The sequence below is a fragment of the Gardnerella sp. KA00390 genome (assembly GCF_049244075.1).
GTDB lineage: Bacteria > Actinomycetota > Actinomycetes > Actinomycetales > Bifidobacteriaceae > Bifidobacterium > Bifidobacterium vaginale.
Window position 1 is genome coordinate 412,180 of the sequence record NZ_CP058372.1, and the last position, 17,553, is coordinate 429,732.

Annotated in this window: 15 protein-coding genes; 10 read left to right on the top strand and 5 right to left on the bottom strand. The window is 39.1% G+C overall.

Features of this window, described 5'->3' with window-relative positions; genetic code table 11:
* Positions 1–133: 133 nt before the first annotated feature.
* From HXT53_RS01545 to HXT53_RS01555, 3 genes are all read right to left on the bottom strand, one after another.
* Positions 134–964 (bottom strand): carbohydrate ABC transporter permease, encoded by an 831-nt coding sequence (locus HXT53_RS01545; RefSeq protein WP_410313920.1) that lies wholly within the window; start codon positions 962–964, stop codon positions 134–136.
* Complete coding sequence (locus tag HXT53_RS01550) at positions 964–1,908, bottom strand: carbohydrate ABC transporter permease (RefSeq protein WP_421780474.1); 945 nt, start codon at positions 1,906–1,908, stop codon at positions 964–966. Before HXT53_RS01550 ends, HXT53_RS01545 begins: the two co-directional genes overlap by 1 nt.
* Before the next feature lie 143 nt (positions 1,909–2,051).
* The gene (locus HXT53_RS01555; protein ID WP_004116928.1) at positions 2,052–3,305 is read right to left on the bottom strand and encodes an ABC transporter substrate-binding protein; all 1,254 of its coding nucleotides are present in this window, start codon (positions 3,303–3,305) and stop codon (positions 2,052–2,054) included.
* 310 nt (positions 3,306–3,615) lie between these two features.
* Between HXT53_RS01555 and HXT53_RS01560 the strand changes: the two genes are divergently transcribed.
* The 7 genes from HXT53_RS01560 to HXT53_RS01590 all read left to right on the top strand — a co-directional run bounded on the left by HXT53_RS01560 (position 3,616) and on the right by HXT53_RS01590 (position 12,830).
* Entirely contained in the window at positions 3,616–5,235 is a 1,620-nt protein-coding gene (locus HXT53_RS01560; protein WP_004112254.1) for a glycoside hydrolase family 31 protein, read from the top strand.
* Between the two features lie 94 nt (positions 5,236–5,329).
* A complete protein-coding gene (locus HXT53_RS01565; protein ID WP_004575042.1) occupies positions 5,330–6,442 on the top strand; it encodes a LacI family DNA-binding transcriptional regulator in 1,113 nt (370 codons plus the stop codon).
* Positions 6,443–6,488: 46 nt separating this feature from the next.
* On the top strand, positions 6,489–7,223 hold the full coding sequence (locus HXT53_RS01570) for a hypothetical protein (protein WP_064623338.1): 735 nt from the start codon (positions 6,489–6,491) through the stop codon (positions 7,221–7,223).
* Complete coding sequence (locus HXT53_RS01575) at positions 7,210–10,011, top strand: HAD-IC family P-type ATPase (protein WP_373271642.1); 2,802 nt, start codon at positions 7,210–7,212, stop codon at positions 10,009–10,011. Before HXT53_RS01570 ends, HXT53_RS01575 begins: the two co-directional genes overlap by 14 nt.
* A gap of 145 nt (positions 10,012–10,156) precedes the next feature.
* On the top strand, positions 10,157–11,641 hold the full coding sequence (locus tag HXT53_RS01580) for an L-serine ammonia-lyase (protein ID WP_004112260.1): 1,485 nt from the start codon (positions 10,157–10,159) through the stop codon (positions 11,639–11,641).
* Positions 11,642–11,876: 235 nt separating this feature from the next.
* The gene (locus tag HXT53_RS01585) at positions 11,877–12,284 is read left to right on the top strand and encodes an FKBP-type peptidyl-prolyl cis-trans isomerase (RefSeq protein WP_004112263.1); all 408 of its coding nucleotides are present in this window, start codon (positions 11,877–11,879) and stop codon (positions 12,282–12,284) included.
* Positions 12,285–12,350: 66 nt separating this feature from the next.
* Entirely contained in the window at positions 12,351–12,830 is a 480-nt protein-coding gene (locus HXT53_RS01590) for a GreA/GreB family elongation factor (protein WP_004112265.1), read from the top strand.
* Between the two features lie 163 nt (positions 12,831–12,993).
* Here the strand turns inward: HXT53_RS01590 and lexA are convergent, their stop codons facing one another.
* On the bottom strand, positions 12,994–13,713 hold the full coding sequence (gene lexA / locus HXT53_RS01595; RefSeq protein ID WP_004574960.1) for a transcriptional repressor LexA: 720 nt from the start codon (positions 13,711–13,713) through the stop codon (positions 12,994–12,996).
* Positions 13,714–13,884: 171 nt separating this feature from the next.
* Between lexA and HXT53_RS01600 the strand changes: the two genes are divergently transcribed.
* Genes HXT53_RS01600 through nrdR form a run of 3 tightly spaced genes read left to right on the top strand, consistent with a single transcriptional unit; the run spans position 13,885 to position 14,993 of the window.
* Positions 13,885–14,253 carry a LysM peptidoglycan-binding domain-containing protein gene (locus HXT53_RS01600; RefSeq protein ID WP_004112269.1) on the top strand — a complete coding sequence of 123 codons (369 nt, stop codon included), beginning with the start codon at positions 13,885–13,887 and terminating at the stop codon, positions 14,251–14,253.
* A gap of 45 nt (positions 14,254–14,298) precedes the next feature.
* Positions 14,299–14,490, top strand: coding sequence for a hypothetical protein (locus tag HXT53_RS01605; protein WP_004112270.1), 192 nt, complete (start codon positions 14,299–14,301; stop codon positions 14,488–14,490).
* Positions 14,491–14,543: 53 nt separating this feature from the next.
* Positions 14,544–14,993: a transcriptional regulator NrdR gene (gene nrdR / locus HXT53_RS01610; RefSeq protein ID WP_004116911.1), complete on the top strand. Its 450-nt coding sequence runs from the start codon at positions 14,544–14,546 to the stop codon at positions 14,991–14,993.
* A 74-nt stretch (positions 14,994–15,067) separates the two neighbouring features.
* On the opposite strand, the gene HXT53_RS01615 is transcribed toward nrdR, so the two are convergent.
* The gene (locus tag HXT53_RS01615) at positions 15,068–17,344 is read right to left on the bottom strand and encodes a HelD family protein (RefSeq protein ID WP_004112275.1); all 2,277 of its coding nucleotides are present in this window, start codon (positions 17,342–17,344) and stop codon (positions 15,068–15,070) included.
* Positions 17,345–17,553: the final 209 nt, after the last annotated feature.

The window sequence follows — 17,553 nt, forward strand, 5'->3', positions numbered from 1 at the left end:
CACCGAAAACCAGTTACTTTGTACAACACATGTACTTATACATATAGCAGAAAATATGCGCATGCACTTTTTATTAAAATTGATTATCTTCATTGATTATCCTAATTATGTAAAAACATTTAGCTATAAATATTTAGCCCTTTACTGATCCAGCTAAAAGACCAGAAACTATCCACTTCTGGCAGAAGCAGAAGAAAATAAACACTGGAATTAAAGCTAATACAGTCGTCGCCATGAACAAAGGCCAGTTTGTTGTGAATTGTTGTACAGCATTGTAAACCTGTAAGACAACAGTCTGTTTGTCTGTTGATGATAAGAACACGCTTGGTAAAAGAAAGTCATTCCAAGTGCCCATTGTTTGGAAAACAACTACGGCTACAATAATTGGACGTATAAGAGGCAGAACTATAGTCCAATATATTCGGAATGGTCCTGCGCCATCAATTTTTGCTGCTTCAAATAATTCTTGTGGAAGAGCTTTCATATAGCCAACAATAAGGAAATAGCAAAAGACGCAGCTACCCATATATAGTGCTACAAGACCTGTAAGAGTATCTGTTAAACCTATTGAAGATTCCATACGGTATAAAGGCAATAAAGTCGCTTGTACTGGTATTGCAAATGTAATCATTAGGATTGACCCAATAATCATAGTAAAAATAGATTTTTTCTGTACTACACCATAAGCTGCAAGTGATCCAATTAATACTTGCAAAATAACAGCAACAGCAGTCACAATAATTGTGTTTATAAATGCTTGAATTATTGTTCCATCTGCAAACGCATCTATGTAATTATTCCATAACCATTGTGTTGGTAGCTGCAATGGGTGTTTAATCATGTCGATAGGTGTTTTGAATGAACTAATTACAACGTAGTACAGGGGAACAGCGCATATTAGAGCAATTGTCCAAACAACTATAGTTCGAACTGTTTGAGATACGATTTTGTGACGCTTATTCATTATTGGAATCTCCTTGCAACTGTGCTTGATACCTTCATTTGGATTGCAATAACAATTACGCAAGCAATCGTGAATAATGTAGATAATGCTGATGCTAAACCAACGTCAGATTGTCCCATGCCGCGCATAATTATCGCTTGAGTTATGGTATTTGTGGAATGACCAGGACCTCCAGCGGTCAATGTGTATGGTAAGTCGTATATTTTCAAAGCAGTTGTCATCAATAAAAATGTTGAAACAACCATTCCTGGAATTAACTGTGGCAAAGTTATATGAACGAATCGCTGTAAACCATTCGCACCATCTACTCTCGCTTGTTCATAGAGATCTGCTGGAATTGCCTGAAGCCATGCGATGTATAAAGTAGCATGCCATCCAACTTGCATCCATACTGCTACGAACATTACGCAAAAACGTGCCCAGTTATCTTGAGAAAGCCATTGAATAGAAGGTAAGCCAAATGTGTGTAAAATTTGATTGGCGACTCCAGAATCTAAAGGAGAAAAAATGTATTGCCAAATTAGACCAATTACCGCTTGTGCTGGTACTCCTAGGAAGAAGAATAATGATCGCAAAAAACTCTTACCAATCATTGCTTGATTTAAAACAACGGCTAGAGGAATTGCCAGACATGTAACTACGATGGTAACGATGAATGAATACATCAATGTAAAAATTAATGCTGAAAGTAATGATGTGTCAGAAAAGACTTGTTGATACTTTTGCAAGCCGATGAAGTGAAAATTTAAATCGTAGCCATTGAAATCAGTAAATGAGTAAAAAATTGATTGCATTAAAGGAATTAAAGTTAACACAATAAAAATAATCACTATTGGCAATAGGAACCAAAATGAAGTTAAATTATCTTTAAAGGCAGCTGAAGATACAGAAAACTTATGTCTTATTTGCTCAGAATTGCTGTTATTGTTTGGTGAACACCTCATAGTAATGCCCCCTCTATGATCTACAAATCTGCTATTGCTAACAGGATTACAGATGCAAATTACTCTCGTCAATGAAAACGGGTTGCACTCTGTAACAGATTTTACTGATTTAAAATTTCAGAGTGCAACCCATTCTGCTTATACTATTTCATCGAATTCCATTTATCGTCTAACAACTTAGTGAATTCTTTTGGAGTGATTTTTCCTTGAACTAGCTCTTGTTGACGAGATGCCATTTCTGTCATCATTGCGCTAGGAGACTTGGAGAAGTTCACCCAGTAGAATTTGTTATTTTGGAAATAATCTTTAATAACTCCAGCAAGTTCAGCAGGAGGATCTGCGCGATACTTATCAGATAATGACAAAGTTCCAGCATTTGTTGTGAACGTCTTAAGACCATCCTTGCTGTTCAAATATGCTAAGAATGTTTTTGCTGCTTCTTGCTGAGCTTTAGATGCTTTAGCTGCAATAGCGAATCCTTGGTCAGGACCACCATTAATCCACTTCTCTCCATTCTTATAAGAAGGCATAGGGGCAACACCAAAATTAATTCCAGAGGCTTTTACATCTGCCAAATCCCAAGGACCAGAACGCATAACTGCAAGATTTCCAGTGACAAATTCTTGCTTTACCTGATCTGCTGTTAGGCCAATGCTCTTATGAGGAATGACTTTTGCGTCTATAGCTTTAGCCCATTCGCTCAATGCTGGAGTCCACTCTTTACTAAATGTTGAAGATCCGTTCCAGATTACTTCGTCTTGCTTATCGTTTTTGTCAGAAGCATATTTACTTGCTAATAATGCCTCGAATGTGCCAGATGGCTGTGTGTTAAAATCTTCCAAGAATGCGACTTTACCAGAATCATTAATCTTCTTGCCCATAGTAATAAAGTCGTCCCATGTCTTAGGGAATTCAGTGTATCCAGCTTGCTTCAAAATATCTTTATTGTAAAACATTGCACCAACCCAAGCAGAAACTGGCATGCCATATGTTTTACCGTTGTGTTGGAATAGCTTGAAGTTTGATTCATCAATTCCAGAGAAGAATTTTGATCCTGAAATATCCAGAGCTTGACCAGATTGCATTATGTCAGTGCGGTTATCCATTGTTAAATTGAAAATCGTCGGAGGAGTGCCGCCAGCTAGTCGAGTTTGCAGAGTTTGGATGTATTGCGTTGAATTTTGACCATATTGCGCATCAATCTTAATATTTGGATGTGCTTTTTGAAATGCTGAAATTACATTGCCTATCTGATTTTTCTTGAAGTAAGAATAAAACGAAATAGATACTTTTCCAGCAGAATTTCCATTGCCACATGCTCCCAATGGTAATAACACTGTGGCGAGTGTCACCAGTGCCACCGCCGTGCGCTTTACATTTCGAAACCCACACCTCATTGTGATTTCCTTTCTTTGTGATAGCAAATCTTCTACCATCTTTTCAATACGTATTAGTACTGATAGGTACAGTATGACACATATCTTATAAAAATGCAACTTAAATATAGTTATATGTGTTTTTAAAAAGATATATAACAAGCGTAAAAATAGTGATTTATTAAGGGATTTCGTTATTTATGAGCAGGATAAACTTGTATGGATAAAGAATATTTTATATATATTAGACAATATCCATTATTAATATTATAGTAATAATACGTATTAGTAATAATTGAATGTATACAGATAATATTTTTTAGGATGCAAGATGAACGTGGAAATTAGTCGCACAATGGATGTGCTAAACACAGCAGACGCAACAAAAACAGATGTAGTTTCAAATGTAGTCGATAAATTTGTAACCACAATTAGGTTGCTCGAAGGGGAGCGCTGGTGGGGTGGAACAGTAATTGATGGGATATATGAACCATTTGGGAAACAAGTATTTACAAGAGATTTGTCTGAATGGACTCAAAAACTAAGAGAAGTTCCTGAAGCCTCAAATCAATCTTCTCCGCTACTAATATCTACGTGTGGACGATATGTATGGTGCAAAGAACCTTTCAAATTTACATTCGCAGATAGAACTCTATCGATAGAACATTCATCATCTCTAACGTTTACCAAAGTTGGGGATAAATTATCTGATGCTTATAAGTATGCTTGCAATAAATATTTTCCACCAAGCGGTAGAAGTATACCTGCAGATCTTATTGATAAGCCGCAATATAATACTTGGATCGAAATGCCTTATGCTCCAACGCAAAATAAAGTAGAAAATTATGCGCGTCAGATTCTTGAATTAGGAATGCCATCTGGAATCATTATGATTGATGACAAATGGTCACCTGATTATGGTGATTGGACATTTGATATTTCGCGTTTCCCAAAACCTCGTAAAATGATTGACTCATTGCACGAACAAGGCTTTCGTGTAATGCTTTGGCTAGTGCCTTTCATTAGTCCTGATTCTGAAAATTTCCGTTATTTGGAAAAAGAAAATCTTTTATTGAGAAGTGTAAATGGGGAAACAGCAATACGACGATGGTGGAATGGCTTGAGTGCTGTTTTGGATTTGTCGCATCCAAAAGCAATCTCTTGGTTAGAAGAGAAGCTTGATGCTCTTAGACAAATAGGTGTTGATGGGTTTAAATTCGATGGTGGTGATTTTTATGAGTGTCATAACGATGACATTTCATACGAATCAATGACGTCTGCAGAATTTTGTGAGCGATGGGCGAAATTCGGGTTGCGCTACTCTTACAACGAGTTTAGAGCATGTTGGAAAATGGGTGGTCAGCCTTTAGCGCAGCGCTTACGAGATAAGCCACAATCGTGGGGGGTTGAAGGTCTACAATCGCTTATTCCAGAAATAATAGCTCAAGGTCTTATTGGTCACGCATTCACATGTCCAGATATGATTGGTGGAGGCGAAATTGAATCTATGCAAAATGCTAATAGTATAGATCAAGATTTCTTTATTCGGTATGCACAGATTGCAGCATTATGTCCTATGATGCAATTCTCTACTTTACCTCACCGTGTTTTAGATAAAGAGCATATGAAAGCTCTAATTTGTGCTATAAGAACGAGAGAAGCACATTTGCCGACGATACAAAAGTTTGCATTAAATGCTGCTAATACTGGTGAGCCAATAGTACGACCAATGTCTTACCACTACGATCATTGTGAAGATATAATTGATCAATTCTTACTTGGAGACAGAATTATAGTGGCTCCAGCTCTTCATAAATATCAAAAACAGCGTTCTGTTTATATTCCTGATGGAAGTTGGGAAAGTGATGATAAAATTATTTTTGATGGACCAACTACTATCATTGTTGATACGCCGTTGGATCGAATTCCAATATTCACAAAAAAAATGTAGAGTATATTTTGTATATACTATATATTCTGTATATTTTGGGATTGATGGCAAGTAGTACAAAGGTTGTAATTGCTTAGCGATAGGTTGTAATGCAATGAGAATTTCACAAGACGGATTTGCCTACAAAGCTCCTACAAGTAAAGATGTAGCGACTTTAGCTGGAGTTTCGCAAACAACTGTTTCGTTTGTTATTAATGATAAAAACGGGATTGCTCCTGAAACACGTAACCGTGTACTCAATGCAATGCGCACACTTAACTATCATCCTAACGCTGGCGCTCGCATTCTTCGAACATCTAAGACGAACATTATTGCACTATTTGCAGAGATGCGTAGCAATAAAGATGCAAATGAAACTACTCCTTACATAGATACCATAGTTCGTTATGCTGAAGAACATGGATATGATGTTATTCTTAACACAACTGCACATGATTCAAAGAGTATACAAAGATTAGCTAATAAGACACTTTGTGATGCTTTTATCCTTATGGATATTGAGACTAATGATCCTCGTATACCAGTAGTTTGCCAATTGACTCAGCCAACAGTGCTAATTGGAAGACCTAGAAATGCGCAGGGCTTGGATGTCGTAGATTTAGATGCTCGTATTGCAGGACGCATGGCAGTTGATGAACTATATGAGACAAATCATCATCATATTGCTGTAATAGGGGAGCCTGTGAGTAACCCGTACTCTATAGACTTTGAAGAGCCTGAAAACATGTTCTTTATTCACGAGTTCCATATGGCCATACGTCAAGAATGTGAAAAGCTTAATATTCCGTATTCTATAATCCCAAGAAAATCTCCAGACTGGACAGGTTTTGTTGAATGCGCTGACAGATTATTGAAGTACAAAGATGATAGACTTGGTATTATTGTTCGTCAGCCTAGTGTGGCTCAGTGGTTGTTATGGTATTTGAAAGAACGAAATATTCAGCCTGGGAAAGATTTATCGGTTATCGTACATTGTTCTGATGATTATGCAGAGAGTTTCCCAACGCCTATTACTAATATTTCAACTGTTCCAAGAGAAGTTGCAAAAACTGCGATTCAACTAGTACTTCAGAGACTAGATAGTGAATCCAATCAACAGCATTCTGAATTTAAACAAAATAAGATTATTTCTAATCGCACTAATCGTGAGATACTTGTAGCTCCATCTAATATACATAGGAGAGCAACGACTGTTACATCATGGTAATACGCCTTTTAAGTATTTCATATGCAATTTGTGATATAAAAGTATTATGTCTCTTATGCGCAAAACAAAGCACGTGCTTATGAATAAACTTAAACGCGTGACATGTTTATGCGCAGCTGCGTCGATTTCTCTATTGGCGGTAGCGTCTTTGAGTGGGTGTGAGCCTAATAATCACGCGGTTGGGGATACGGGTAAGGCAGACGACATAGTTCACGATGGCATTGACGTAGAAGATATCAAGCTACTTATAGTTGGGTCAAAATCCGCATCTCTTGATTCCAAGCTTCTTCATTTATGCGAAAAATCTGGTTTGAGTGCAGCTTATGCTTCTGTGTCGGATGTTAAGAACGCTAATGAGGCTGCAAGGGATGCGATTAAGTCTGCTTCCGAGCAGCCTGTTTCTATGATATTGATTAACAACATCAATATTGATGCTTCAGATTCTACAGATTTAGGTGTTAAAAGCAATGCTGGTGGAGCGCATGTAGATTCAAAGGCTCGTGAATCTTGGATTGATGCGCTTAAATATGCTCGTTTTGCTGGAATACCAGTAGCTCTTGTGAATCCTAAAAATCCTCCAAAGGATTCAACTTTGTATGCTGCAAAATTGTATATTTTCAAGGATTTAGACAATCAAGCTTTGTTTGAGTTTAATAGGGATAATAAGTCGAATGTAGATAAATCGGGAAAAATTCAACATTCATCTCTTCTAAAAATCGTTCGATCCTTAATAGATAATACGCCTCACAGCAGGGATGTGATTATAAATGACAAGAACTAGCGTAATTAAGAAAGATTTGCCAGAGACTTCGCGGAGGCTGCAGATGCGTGATTTGGATAATTTGTGTGACATAAGTGACATGTCGGATTTGCCTGATTTGCCAGAAGTTAACGAATCTGGTTTAAATGCAGATGAAGTTTCTTATGCTGTGGAAAATGGCGACGTTAACATTACGACTAATCGAACGTCTAGGTCTGTGCTTTCTATTGTGCGCGCCAACGTGTTTACACTTTTTAACGCGATTATCTTTGTAGCAATGGTGGTTGTTCTCGCTACTGGATCTTGGAAAGATGCCGTTTTTGGTTTTGTTATTTTGATTAACACTGGTATTGGTGTTGTTACTGAGTTGCGTGCAAAACACACGCTTGATAGGCTTTCGATTCTTGTGGCTTCGCGGTCGATTGTGCGACGAGGCGGAAAGAACGTTTTTATAAACCATTGCGATATTGTGCTTGGTGATTTGTTATGGGTTCGTGCTGGAGACCAGGTTCCTGCAGACGTGCAAGTGCTTGAATCTTGGGGTCTGGAGATGGATGAGTCAATGCTTACGGGCGAATCTGCAACTGTACGTAAGGCTGCAGAGGATCGTGTATATTCTGGCTCTACCGCTGTTTCTGGTGTTGCTTTGGCTCGTGTTACGGCTGTGGGTGGAAACAGTTATGCTGCTAGATTGGCTGCTCAAGCAAAGGTTTACACTAAAACAATTTCGGATTTGAGCCGCGGAATTAACACGATTTTAAAGTGGATGACGATTGTTGTTGTGCCTCTTTGCGTTTTGCTTGTATGGTCTCAGATTAGTAAGGTTGGTGGTTTTGCGCTTGCGTGGCAGACTGGCAATTGGCGTAGTGCCGTGGTTTCTGCTGTCGCTGGTGTTGTTGGCATGATTCCAGAAGGTCTTGTGCTTTTAACTTCGCTTAATTTTGCTGTTGCTGCTATGCGCCTCGCTCGAAAAAAGACTCTGATACAAGAGCTAGAATCTGTGGAAACTTTGGCGCGAGTGGATTGTTTGAATTTGGATAAAACTGGCACTATTACGGATGGTGGAATCGCATTTGTAGGCGTGGATTTGCTTGATGACAATTTAAGTGATGTTGCAAAGCAGAGCAGCGCGGATGCTTTCGACTTGAATGATGGTTTGCGCGGTTTTGTAAATCAAGCTTTATTTGATTTGTCTAATGAAGAAAATCCAAATGCTACTGGTATAGCAATTATGGAAGGTCTTGGTAGTAAAGATACCTTTAGCAAAGGTCTTAATGATAAAAACGTTGAAAATCAGGGTGTATCCTCTGGCTGCGTAATAAATAATCGTCTTCCGTTCTCGTCTTCTAGAAAATGGAGTGCTATTAATTACAAGCATAAAGATGGTAGTTTTGAAACTTGGTACATGGGTGCTCCAGAAGTTTTGGTTAGTGCGATCCGTGAGTTTCGTGATTGTTCTGACGGCAATTCTGATTCTAACTATTCTAATATGCGCTCGCATGAGCAGTTTGATCGTATTTTGCATAGTGTAAACGAATATGCTCAAAAAGGTGAGCGTGTGCTTCTCCTTGCTTTAGATGACAGCGATTCATGTGATTCTACTTTTTCTGATTCTCCTACTATTTCTTCTAATGCGCGTCCTGTTGCCTTGGTTCGCTGTTCGGAGAAAATTCGTTCGGATGCTAGACAAACGCTCGCATGGTTTAGGAAACAGGGAGTTAGATGCCGTGTTATTTCTGGCGATAATCCTATAACAGTTGCTGCAGTGGCTGAAAAAGTTGGATTAACCGGCGATTCTAAGCCTGTTGCTATGGATGCTAGGAATCTTCCTAAAGATGTTAATCAGCTTTCTCAGGTGCTTGAGAATGTTGATGTTCTTGGTCGTGTTTTGCCAGATCAAAAAAAGGCAATTGTTCAGGCTCTGCATGCTCAGGGTCATGTTGTTGCTATGACTGGCGATGGTGTTAACGATACTCTTGCGCTTAAAGAAGCGGATTTGGGTGTAGCTATGGGGAATGCTGCTCCTGCAGCTAAGGCTGTGGCTCAAGTTGTGCTTGTTGATTCGTGTTTTTCGCATCTTCCAGACGTGGTTGCTAGGGGTCGTCAGGTTATGGCAAATATGGAGCGTGTTGCAGGATTGTTCCTTGTTAAAACTGTGTATTCTGCACTTATTTCGGCTGGTGTTGTTCTTCTTGGTCTTCACTTCCCGTATTTGCCTCGTCACATAACTTATATTGGCTCGTTAACAATTGGTATTCCAGCGTTTTTGCTGGCTTTGGCTCCTAATTCAAGACGTTATATTCCAGGGTTTTTGCATCGTGTTGTGCGTTTTGCTCTTCCTAATGGTGTGGCTGTTGCTATATCTGTGTTGGTTACGGCTGTTTTTGCTCCTATGATGTTGGTGCGTGGTTTAGATGCTTCTGGTGTGAGTGCTTCCAAGCTCATTGTTGGTGCAGCCAAGTCTTTGGATGTGACTCGTAGTATTTGTTCGGTTGTTGTTTTTGCGCTTGGTGTAGTGGTTTTAGCTACTGTTTCTAAACCTATTTTTTCTTGGCGTGGAATAATGGTGTTGTGCTTTGCGCTGGCTGGTGTTGTGGGTGTGTTTATACCGTTTGTCGCTCATTTCTTTGATTTGCACATTCCAACTAATGGGAACGATATGTTTGTTATGATTTGTGCAGTAATGTTTGCTTTTGTTGTGTGGATGCTTTTACACTTATTTAGCAGACTAATCGTAAGTTGGTTAGACAACAGTCATTCTTCTGATATTTCTGCTGCAGATATTTCTATGGATGAAGATGCTGATTAGCTTTTATTAGCTTTTATCAACTTTAGTTGGTTTTTGGGTTTTGTAGTGCATTTTATTTTTATGTTGAACGCAACGTATATCGAATCGCTGCGTGTCGTGACTTTGAAATTATGCTTACAATGTATATGTGTTCAGTATTTTAGAAATGTTTTCGATTGGTGTAGGACCTAGTTCTTCTCATACTGTTGGTCCTATGCGCGCTGCGAACGCTTTTGTTACTTCTTTGAAGGAAAGTGGAAAGCTTAATAATGTTGCGCGAGTTCATGTTACATTGTACGGTTCTTTGTCTCTTACAGGTTTAGGTCATGGCACGGATCGTGCTTCTGTTGCAGGTTTGGAGGGTAATTTACCTGACGATGTTGATACAGAACACATGATGACTATTCGCGAATATTGTAAGAAAACTGGTACTTTGACTCTTGCTCATAGTCATACTATTGAATTTGATTACGATTCAGACGTGATTTTTGAAAAGTGGAAGCGCATGGTTGCACACCCTAATGGCATGAGGTTTGTGGCTTTTGATTCTCAAGGTAATACTGTTGACGAGCAAGTTTGGTATTCAATTGGAGGTGGTTTTATTCGCAAAGGTAACGCGAATGATGCAATGGTTGGGTTGCATGATCGCGTTTTAGACGATGCGAATAATGTTGATGATTCTAAGTCTGACTCGACAAATAATTCTGTAAATGGCGATTCTTCCGTAAATTCTTCCAATGATTCAACTGTTCCTTATCCTTTCTCGACTTGTAAAGAGCTTATTTCAATTTGCAAAAAAGAACATAAGAATATAAGTGATATTGTTTGGCAAAATGAGCTTGCTTTGCATGAGGGAGATGCGCATTACGTTCGCTCCTATTTGCTACATGTGTGGAAGGTTATGAGCAAGTGTGTGGAAAATGGTTGTAATTCTAAACAGGAGATTCTCCCTGGAGGACTTGATGTTCCTAGGCGTGCTCCCAATATGTATGCTCGTCTTGCTGCTAATTCAGATATGCTTCGTCAGAATCATCGTAGGGCTGATTCAGCTTTAGAAAGCTCCGATTCTGCGTGGGTTAATCTTTTTGCACTTGCTGTGAGTGAGGAGAATGCTGGTGGTGGTCGTATTGTTACGGCTCCTACTAATGGTTCTGCTGGAATTATTCCAGCTGTTTTGCAATATTATTGGCGGTTTGTAGATAGTGCTAGTGAAGATGGAATTGTAAGATTCCTTCTTGCTTCTGGCGCTGTTGGATACCTGTTTAAACGCAATGCTTCGATTTCTGGTGCAGAAGTTGGATGCCAGGGAGAAGTTGGTTCCGCGTGTTCTATGGCTGCTGCTGGATTATGTGAGGTGCTTGGCGGCACTCCTGAACAGGTTGAAAATGCTGCGGAAATTGGTATTGAGCATCATCTTGGTTTGACTTGTGATCCTGTTGGCGGTTTGGTGCAGATTCCTTGCATTGAGCGCAATGCTATGGCTGCTAATACGGCGATTAATGCTGTGAGAATTGCTCTGCTAGGTGATGGTTCGCATATTGTTAGCCTTGATAATGCGATTAAAACAATGAAGGAAACTGGTCAAGATATGATGTCTAAGTACAGGGAAACATCTAAAGGTGGACTCGCCGTAAACGTTGTTGAATGTTAGATTGAATGTTAGATTGAATCCTAAATTAAATTTTGGATTAGATTAGGATTTAACTTTATATTATTGGCATAGGTAGCGGTTGAGTGCTAATCTAAATCACGCTATAAGATTACAGAACTGTTATAATGTTTGAAGTTTTTGGATAATGCTATTAAACATTAGTTGATTTTTGCAAATGTTTTAAGCATTTACATATGGCTGTAAGGGATTGGAAAAGATTATAAAGGAGGGCAATATGGCACAGGATATGCCAGAAGTAGTTGCGGAATTTGGTACTACGCCAACGGTGACGTTCCCAGCGTCTGAGCCGCCAGCGGGGCTTAAGGTTGTTGAGTTAGTAGAAGGTAATGGTCCTTTAGTTCGCGCTGGAGATACTGTGACTGTTAATTATCATGGTGTTGTTTGGGGTGCGGATAAGCCGTTTGATTCTAGCTTTGATCGTCATAGGCCAGCAAGTTTTGGCATTGGCGTTGGTCAGGTGATTCAGGGGTGGGATCGTACTGTTCCAGGTCATAATGTTGGCTCTAGGCTTCTTGTTTCTATTCCGCCTGAGTACGGTTATGGTTCTCGCGGAGTTCCTCAGGCTGGAATTGGTGGTTCAGACACTCTTGTGTTTGTGATCGATATTATTTCTACGCGATGAATATTGCGTGTGATTGATTTTTAATTTGCTGTTTTATTCTTTGTTCTTTATTAAGGAGATTACAAAATGGCTGAAGAAAAAACGATTTTGTTGACTAAGGAAGCTTACGATAAGCTCAAGGAAGAATTGGCTCATCGCGAAGGCGAGTATCGTGATGAAATTACTGAACGTATTGCTGCTGCACGAGCTGAGGGCGATTTGTCTGAAAATGGCGGTTATCAAGCTGCTCGTGAGGAGCAGGGCAAGAATGAGGGTCGTATTAACGAGCTTATTGTTAAGCTTCGTAATGCTAAGATTCTCGAAGCTCCAGAAGCTGGCAGTGTTGGAAATGGTTCTCTTGTAACTTTGGAGCTTGCTGGCCGAGAAATGACTTATGTACTTGGCTCTCGCGATATTGCTGTTGCTACAGATTACGATGTTATTAGTCCAGAATCTCCAATTGGTGCTGCAATAATGGGCGCTAAAGCAGGTGATACTGTTAGCTATTCTGCTCCAAATGGTCGTGAGATTTCTGTAACTATCAAGGATTCTCATCCTCTCGCATAATAAATTCTATGTGACTGGAAAATTTATTCTTTAATCGCTGTGATTTTAAAGCTTTTATAGCTGCTGGTCACAGCGATTTTTTTATTGTTTGTTTTACATATTGAGAGAGTATTTGTAATGTTTTGCGTTTGCTAGAAATTTAGTTCTAGCTCTGCTTAAAACGTTAAATTTTTCTTAAGATAGTAACAACTTTACCCATTATTTTTGCATGTGACCCATCAATAGGTGAATACGCTGGATTGTGTGGCATAAGCCAGACGTGACCATTGTCTTTTCTAAACGTTTTTACAGTAGCCTCATTATCTAGTAGTGCGGCAACTATATCTCCATTTGTCGCTTCATTTTGTTCTCGTACAACAACGTAATCTCCATCGCAGATTGCCGCATCAATCATTGAATCTCCATGCACTTCTAGCATAAACAGATTTCCGCTTCCAGTAAGTCTTTCTGGCAATCTCATAACATCTTCAACGTGTTGCTCTGCTGTTATAGGTGTTCCAGCCGCAATTCTCCCAACAAGTGGTACGTCGTGTGAATGAATCAATGAGTCGTTGTTGTACATGCTCACGTCTACTGCTGATTTTGTAATCAGTGTATGAGCTTTTTCCTTATTTTTCTTTAAGAAATCTCCAATAACCTCAATGGCACGCCCTTTATTGGCGCTTATTCTTATTAGTCCTTTCATCTCTAAGGCTCGCAATTGATGTTTTACGGAAGAAGGACTTCTTAAGCCTACAGCTTCGCCTATTTCCCTAAATGATGGAGGGAATCCATGTTCTTCAAGGCAATTTTGTATGGCATCCATGATTTTGCGCTGACGATCTGTTAGCGGTTCTGTGTTGTGCGCCGCGGAATCACTAATCTCGTTTGTGTTGATATTCATGGTGTCTCCTTTCGATGATTTTATTCTATGACAAACTCGCAAAAAAATCAAACATATGTTCGACACGCCGTTGCATCTTTAGAACAGATGTGTCAAGATTGATACACCTGTTCGATAGAACAAATGTTCATATGGATTTATATTGATTTAAATTTGTGAGAAAGGGTAATTATGCATAAGAGATCAAAAGCAACTGGTGCTTTATATAGTCAGTTTGCGAACAACGGTACTTGCGTAGATAAAACTTGTTTAAAGCGAAATAAGTATAGTAAATCTTTTATTAGATTTATTGTTTTTGTTGCTTTAGTGTGTTTTGCATGGATTATTTTTACTCCAAAGCCAGCAGTTTCTGCAGTGTCAAAATCTTTTGTAACATACACTGTTCGTCCTGGAGATACTTTATGGAGTTATGCAAAAACTATAACAAACAAAGACAGTAATATTTCTGATTCTGTAGATTATCTCATGCAAATTAATAATTTAGATTCAGCAGATTTAGAAGTAGGTCAGTCTATAAAAGTGCCGTTTATATATGATTAATCAATGTAGATAATTTTATTCGATAGTTAAAATATGGAGGTTTATATGGATTGGATTTGCGAATGTGACTCGTATGATGAAGATCATAACAATGTTGTATTTATGGCTTCGTCGATATATGAAACAAGGGTACGAGTAATTGCAGATATGGTTTTATATCCATCAATTCAGGTATTTATTGGTAAAATTTATCAAGAATATGGACAAAAATATGAAAAAATCGATTTATTTATATAACAAATATTAAAGCATATATAACATATTTTAATAATTTTTAGTATGCTAGATGTATGCATTGTCCTTTTTGTAAGAATTCCGATACTAAGGTTATCGATACGCGAATTAGTGAAGATGGATATTCGATTCGTCGCAGACGTGAATGCCAGATGTGTGGCAACCGCTTTACGACAGTTGAAACTACTCAACTGCTTGTTATGAAACGATCTGGTTCAATTGAGCCATTCGACCGAGCAAAGGTGGTTGCTGGTGTAGGAAAAGCTTGTCAGGGTAGACCTATAGACTCTGAAGCTTTAAAGACGTTGGGAATGGAAGTTGAAGCTGATTTGCGTGCTCGCGGATTAGCGCAAGTTACATCTGAAGAAGTTGGAAAAGCAATATTGAAACCATTGCGAGAACTGGATGAGGTAGCTTATCTTCGTTTTGCTAGTGTATATCAGAACTTCGCTGGCTTGAAGGATTTTGAACAAGCCATTGAGGATCTTAAAAAGAGTAAGCAATAACCCTTCTTGTTTGACCCATATATTTCAATAGGTCAAACAATGTACTAGGTTATTCGGGTTTAGTGTTTTTGTGTTTATTTTGAAAAATCAGCATCATCTTGTGTGCGCAAGATGACTAATCGCTGTGTTGGTCTTGTCATAGCAACGTACAGATTTGCTGCTGCTGTAAGCATAGATGCTGCTTCTTGTTCTATTTTAGAAGGTTGCATCAGAATTACGGCATCGTATTCTAATCCTTTAACGTATTCAGGCGTGCAAACGCTAATCTGACTATCGTCTGAATTCTGTTGAAGTATACGATTGTATTCTTTATCGGAAAGATTTTTACGAAGAGTATCTTTAACGATTTTATCAGTATGGTCTAATAGTTCATTAGGAACTATTATCGCTACGCGACCACTTCCATCTTCTGATACGAATTCTTTAAACAAATCAATGCAATATTTTGAAAGTGTTCTATCTAGTTCATCTTGATGCTTAAGTGTATGGGTAACAAGAGAATCAGGAACAGATCGTACAGCATTAACTGTGGAAATGTACAATCCAGAGTTGTTTGCCACTTTTCCTGCAGCATCTGAAACTTCTTTAGGGTTACGATAATTAATGGTCAACTCGTAAAGATCCCAGTTTGCATCTCCAAACAGTGAGCTCATATTCTTTTGCCAATGATGCGTTCCACCTAAAGCGGATGTTTGAGCAACATCACCAACGATTGTAAATGATCTAGAAGGGCAGCGACGGATTAGCATTCGCCAATCCATTGCTGTAAGCTCTTGAGCTTCATCTACAACCACATGACCATAAGTCCACTCTCTATCTGACGCAGCAAGATTGGCTACAATGCTTGTATCGTCACCTTGAATGTTCTCTATGAGCATATCTGCGGTGACGATTCCATTTCCAATGCCATTTTGAGCAAGTGTTTCAGAAGCGTATTGCTGCTCTTCGAGCTTTTTGCGAGCATTTGCAGCATTTTGTGCCTCAACTTTTGGATCTGCACCTAGAAGCTCCATAGCCTCATCAAGAAGCGGTATATCAGAGCGAGTTAGAGGACTACCTTTTGGTCTAGTTAATACACAAATATCGTCTTCACTTAACCAAGGAGCATATATGCGAAGTTGTTCAGGTTTAGAAAACAGCTGGTCAATAAGCCACGTGGCAGTCATAGGGAGCCAAGCAAGATTCAGAGTAATCTTAAGTTTCTCTTCCATACGAAGCTGAGATGTAATATCGGATATTTCAGACTGCGAAGGAGTGTAATCTAACTGTTCTAGGTATCTATTTCTAAGTGAACTTATAACTGACTTTACGAAGGTTTTGCGAGCCTGATTATGAGGTTGGTGTGTTCGTTGAGCATCTGATTGTGCAAGCTCAATATCCTCTTTTTTGAGTTGTACAGCAAACCCGTTTATGCGTAGCGTTGGTAAATCTTTAGGAACACGTATTCTTGCACAAACAGCGTTCTGAATAACGTTTTTCATGCGATACATTCCCTTAAGCTTTGCCGCATGTGGAGTATCTTCTGCAACAGCATGAACATTTGGGATCAAATCAGAAATTGTTCTACTTACAACACCAGTTTCACCCAAAGAAGGCAAAACTTGATCTATGTATCTTAAGAATGCCGAGCTTGGTCCTACAATCAGAACGCCTGATTTTTCAAGCTTTCTACGATGTGTATAAAGAAGATATGCTGCCCTGTGCAATGCTACTGCGGTTTTGCCAGTACCAGGCCCACCTTGTACAACAATAGTATGGTCAAGAGGAGCGCGAATAATGCGGTCTTGTTCAGCTTGAATAGTTGCAACAATATCCGTCATTTTTCCAGTTCTACGAGAACCTAGTGAAGCTAGCAAAGCACCTTCGCCTGTTAGAGTTCCCTGCTTAGAAGCCTTGTTTACCTCGTCTGCATGAATATCAAGAATCTCGTCTTCAACTCCAACAACCTCGCGGAATTTAAGAGTTATATGCCTACGCATAACGATGTTTCCATGGTGACGTGGCGTTGCCTCATAGAATGGTCGCGCAGCTTCTGCTCGCCAATCTGTAAGAATAGGATCGTGATTTTCACTGAGTAGACCAATCCTACCTATGTAGTGTCTTGTTCCTTCGCGATCATCAAGTCTTCCAAACACAAGTCTGTCTTCTACGGCTCTAAGTTGAGTTAACCGATCCTCATACATTGTTGCAAATGAATCACGTTCGGTGCGCTGAGTAGGCGACCCGTGTGATCCTGCAGCTCGTACAGCGTCAAGTCTTGTACGAACCGTAGAACGCAAGTCATCCAAGCGTCCGTAAGCGCAATCAACTGCTTGTTGTTCTTCGCTAAGTTGTGAGGAGTACGTAGACATTTGTGTCCGTTCTTCTTAAATGTTGAGCTAAAAACTAGGCGTTTAAGTATATCTCGAGGCTTATACACGGTATTTTCTAAGAAAGTTTTTGCGACGAATGCATAAAGTGGCACTTTTATGAAAAAAAAATATTATTTTTTTATAAAAAGTGGGGATTTTTGGTGAGGAATGGGGTAAAATGGTGAACGATGTGCAAGTGGCATATTGCA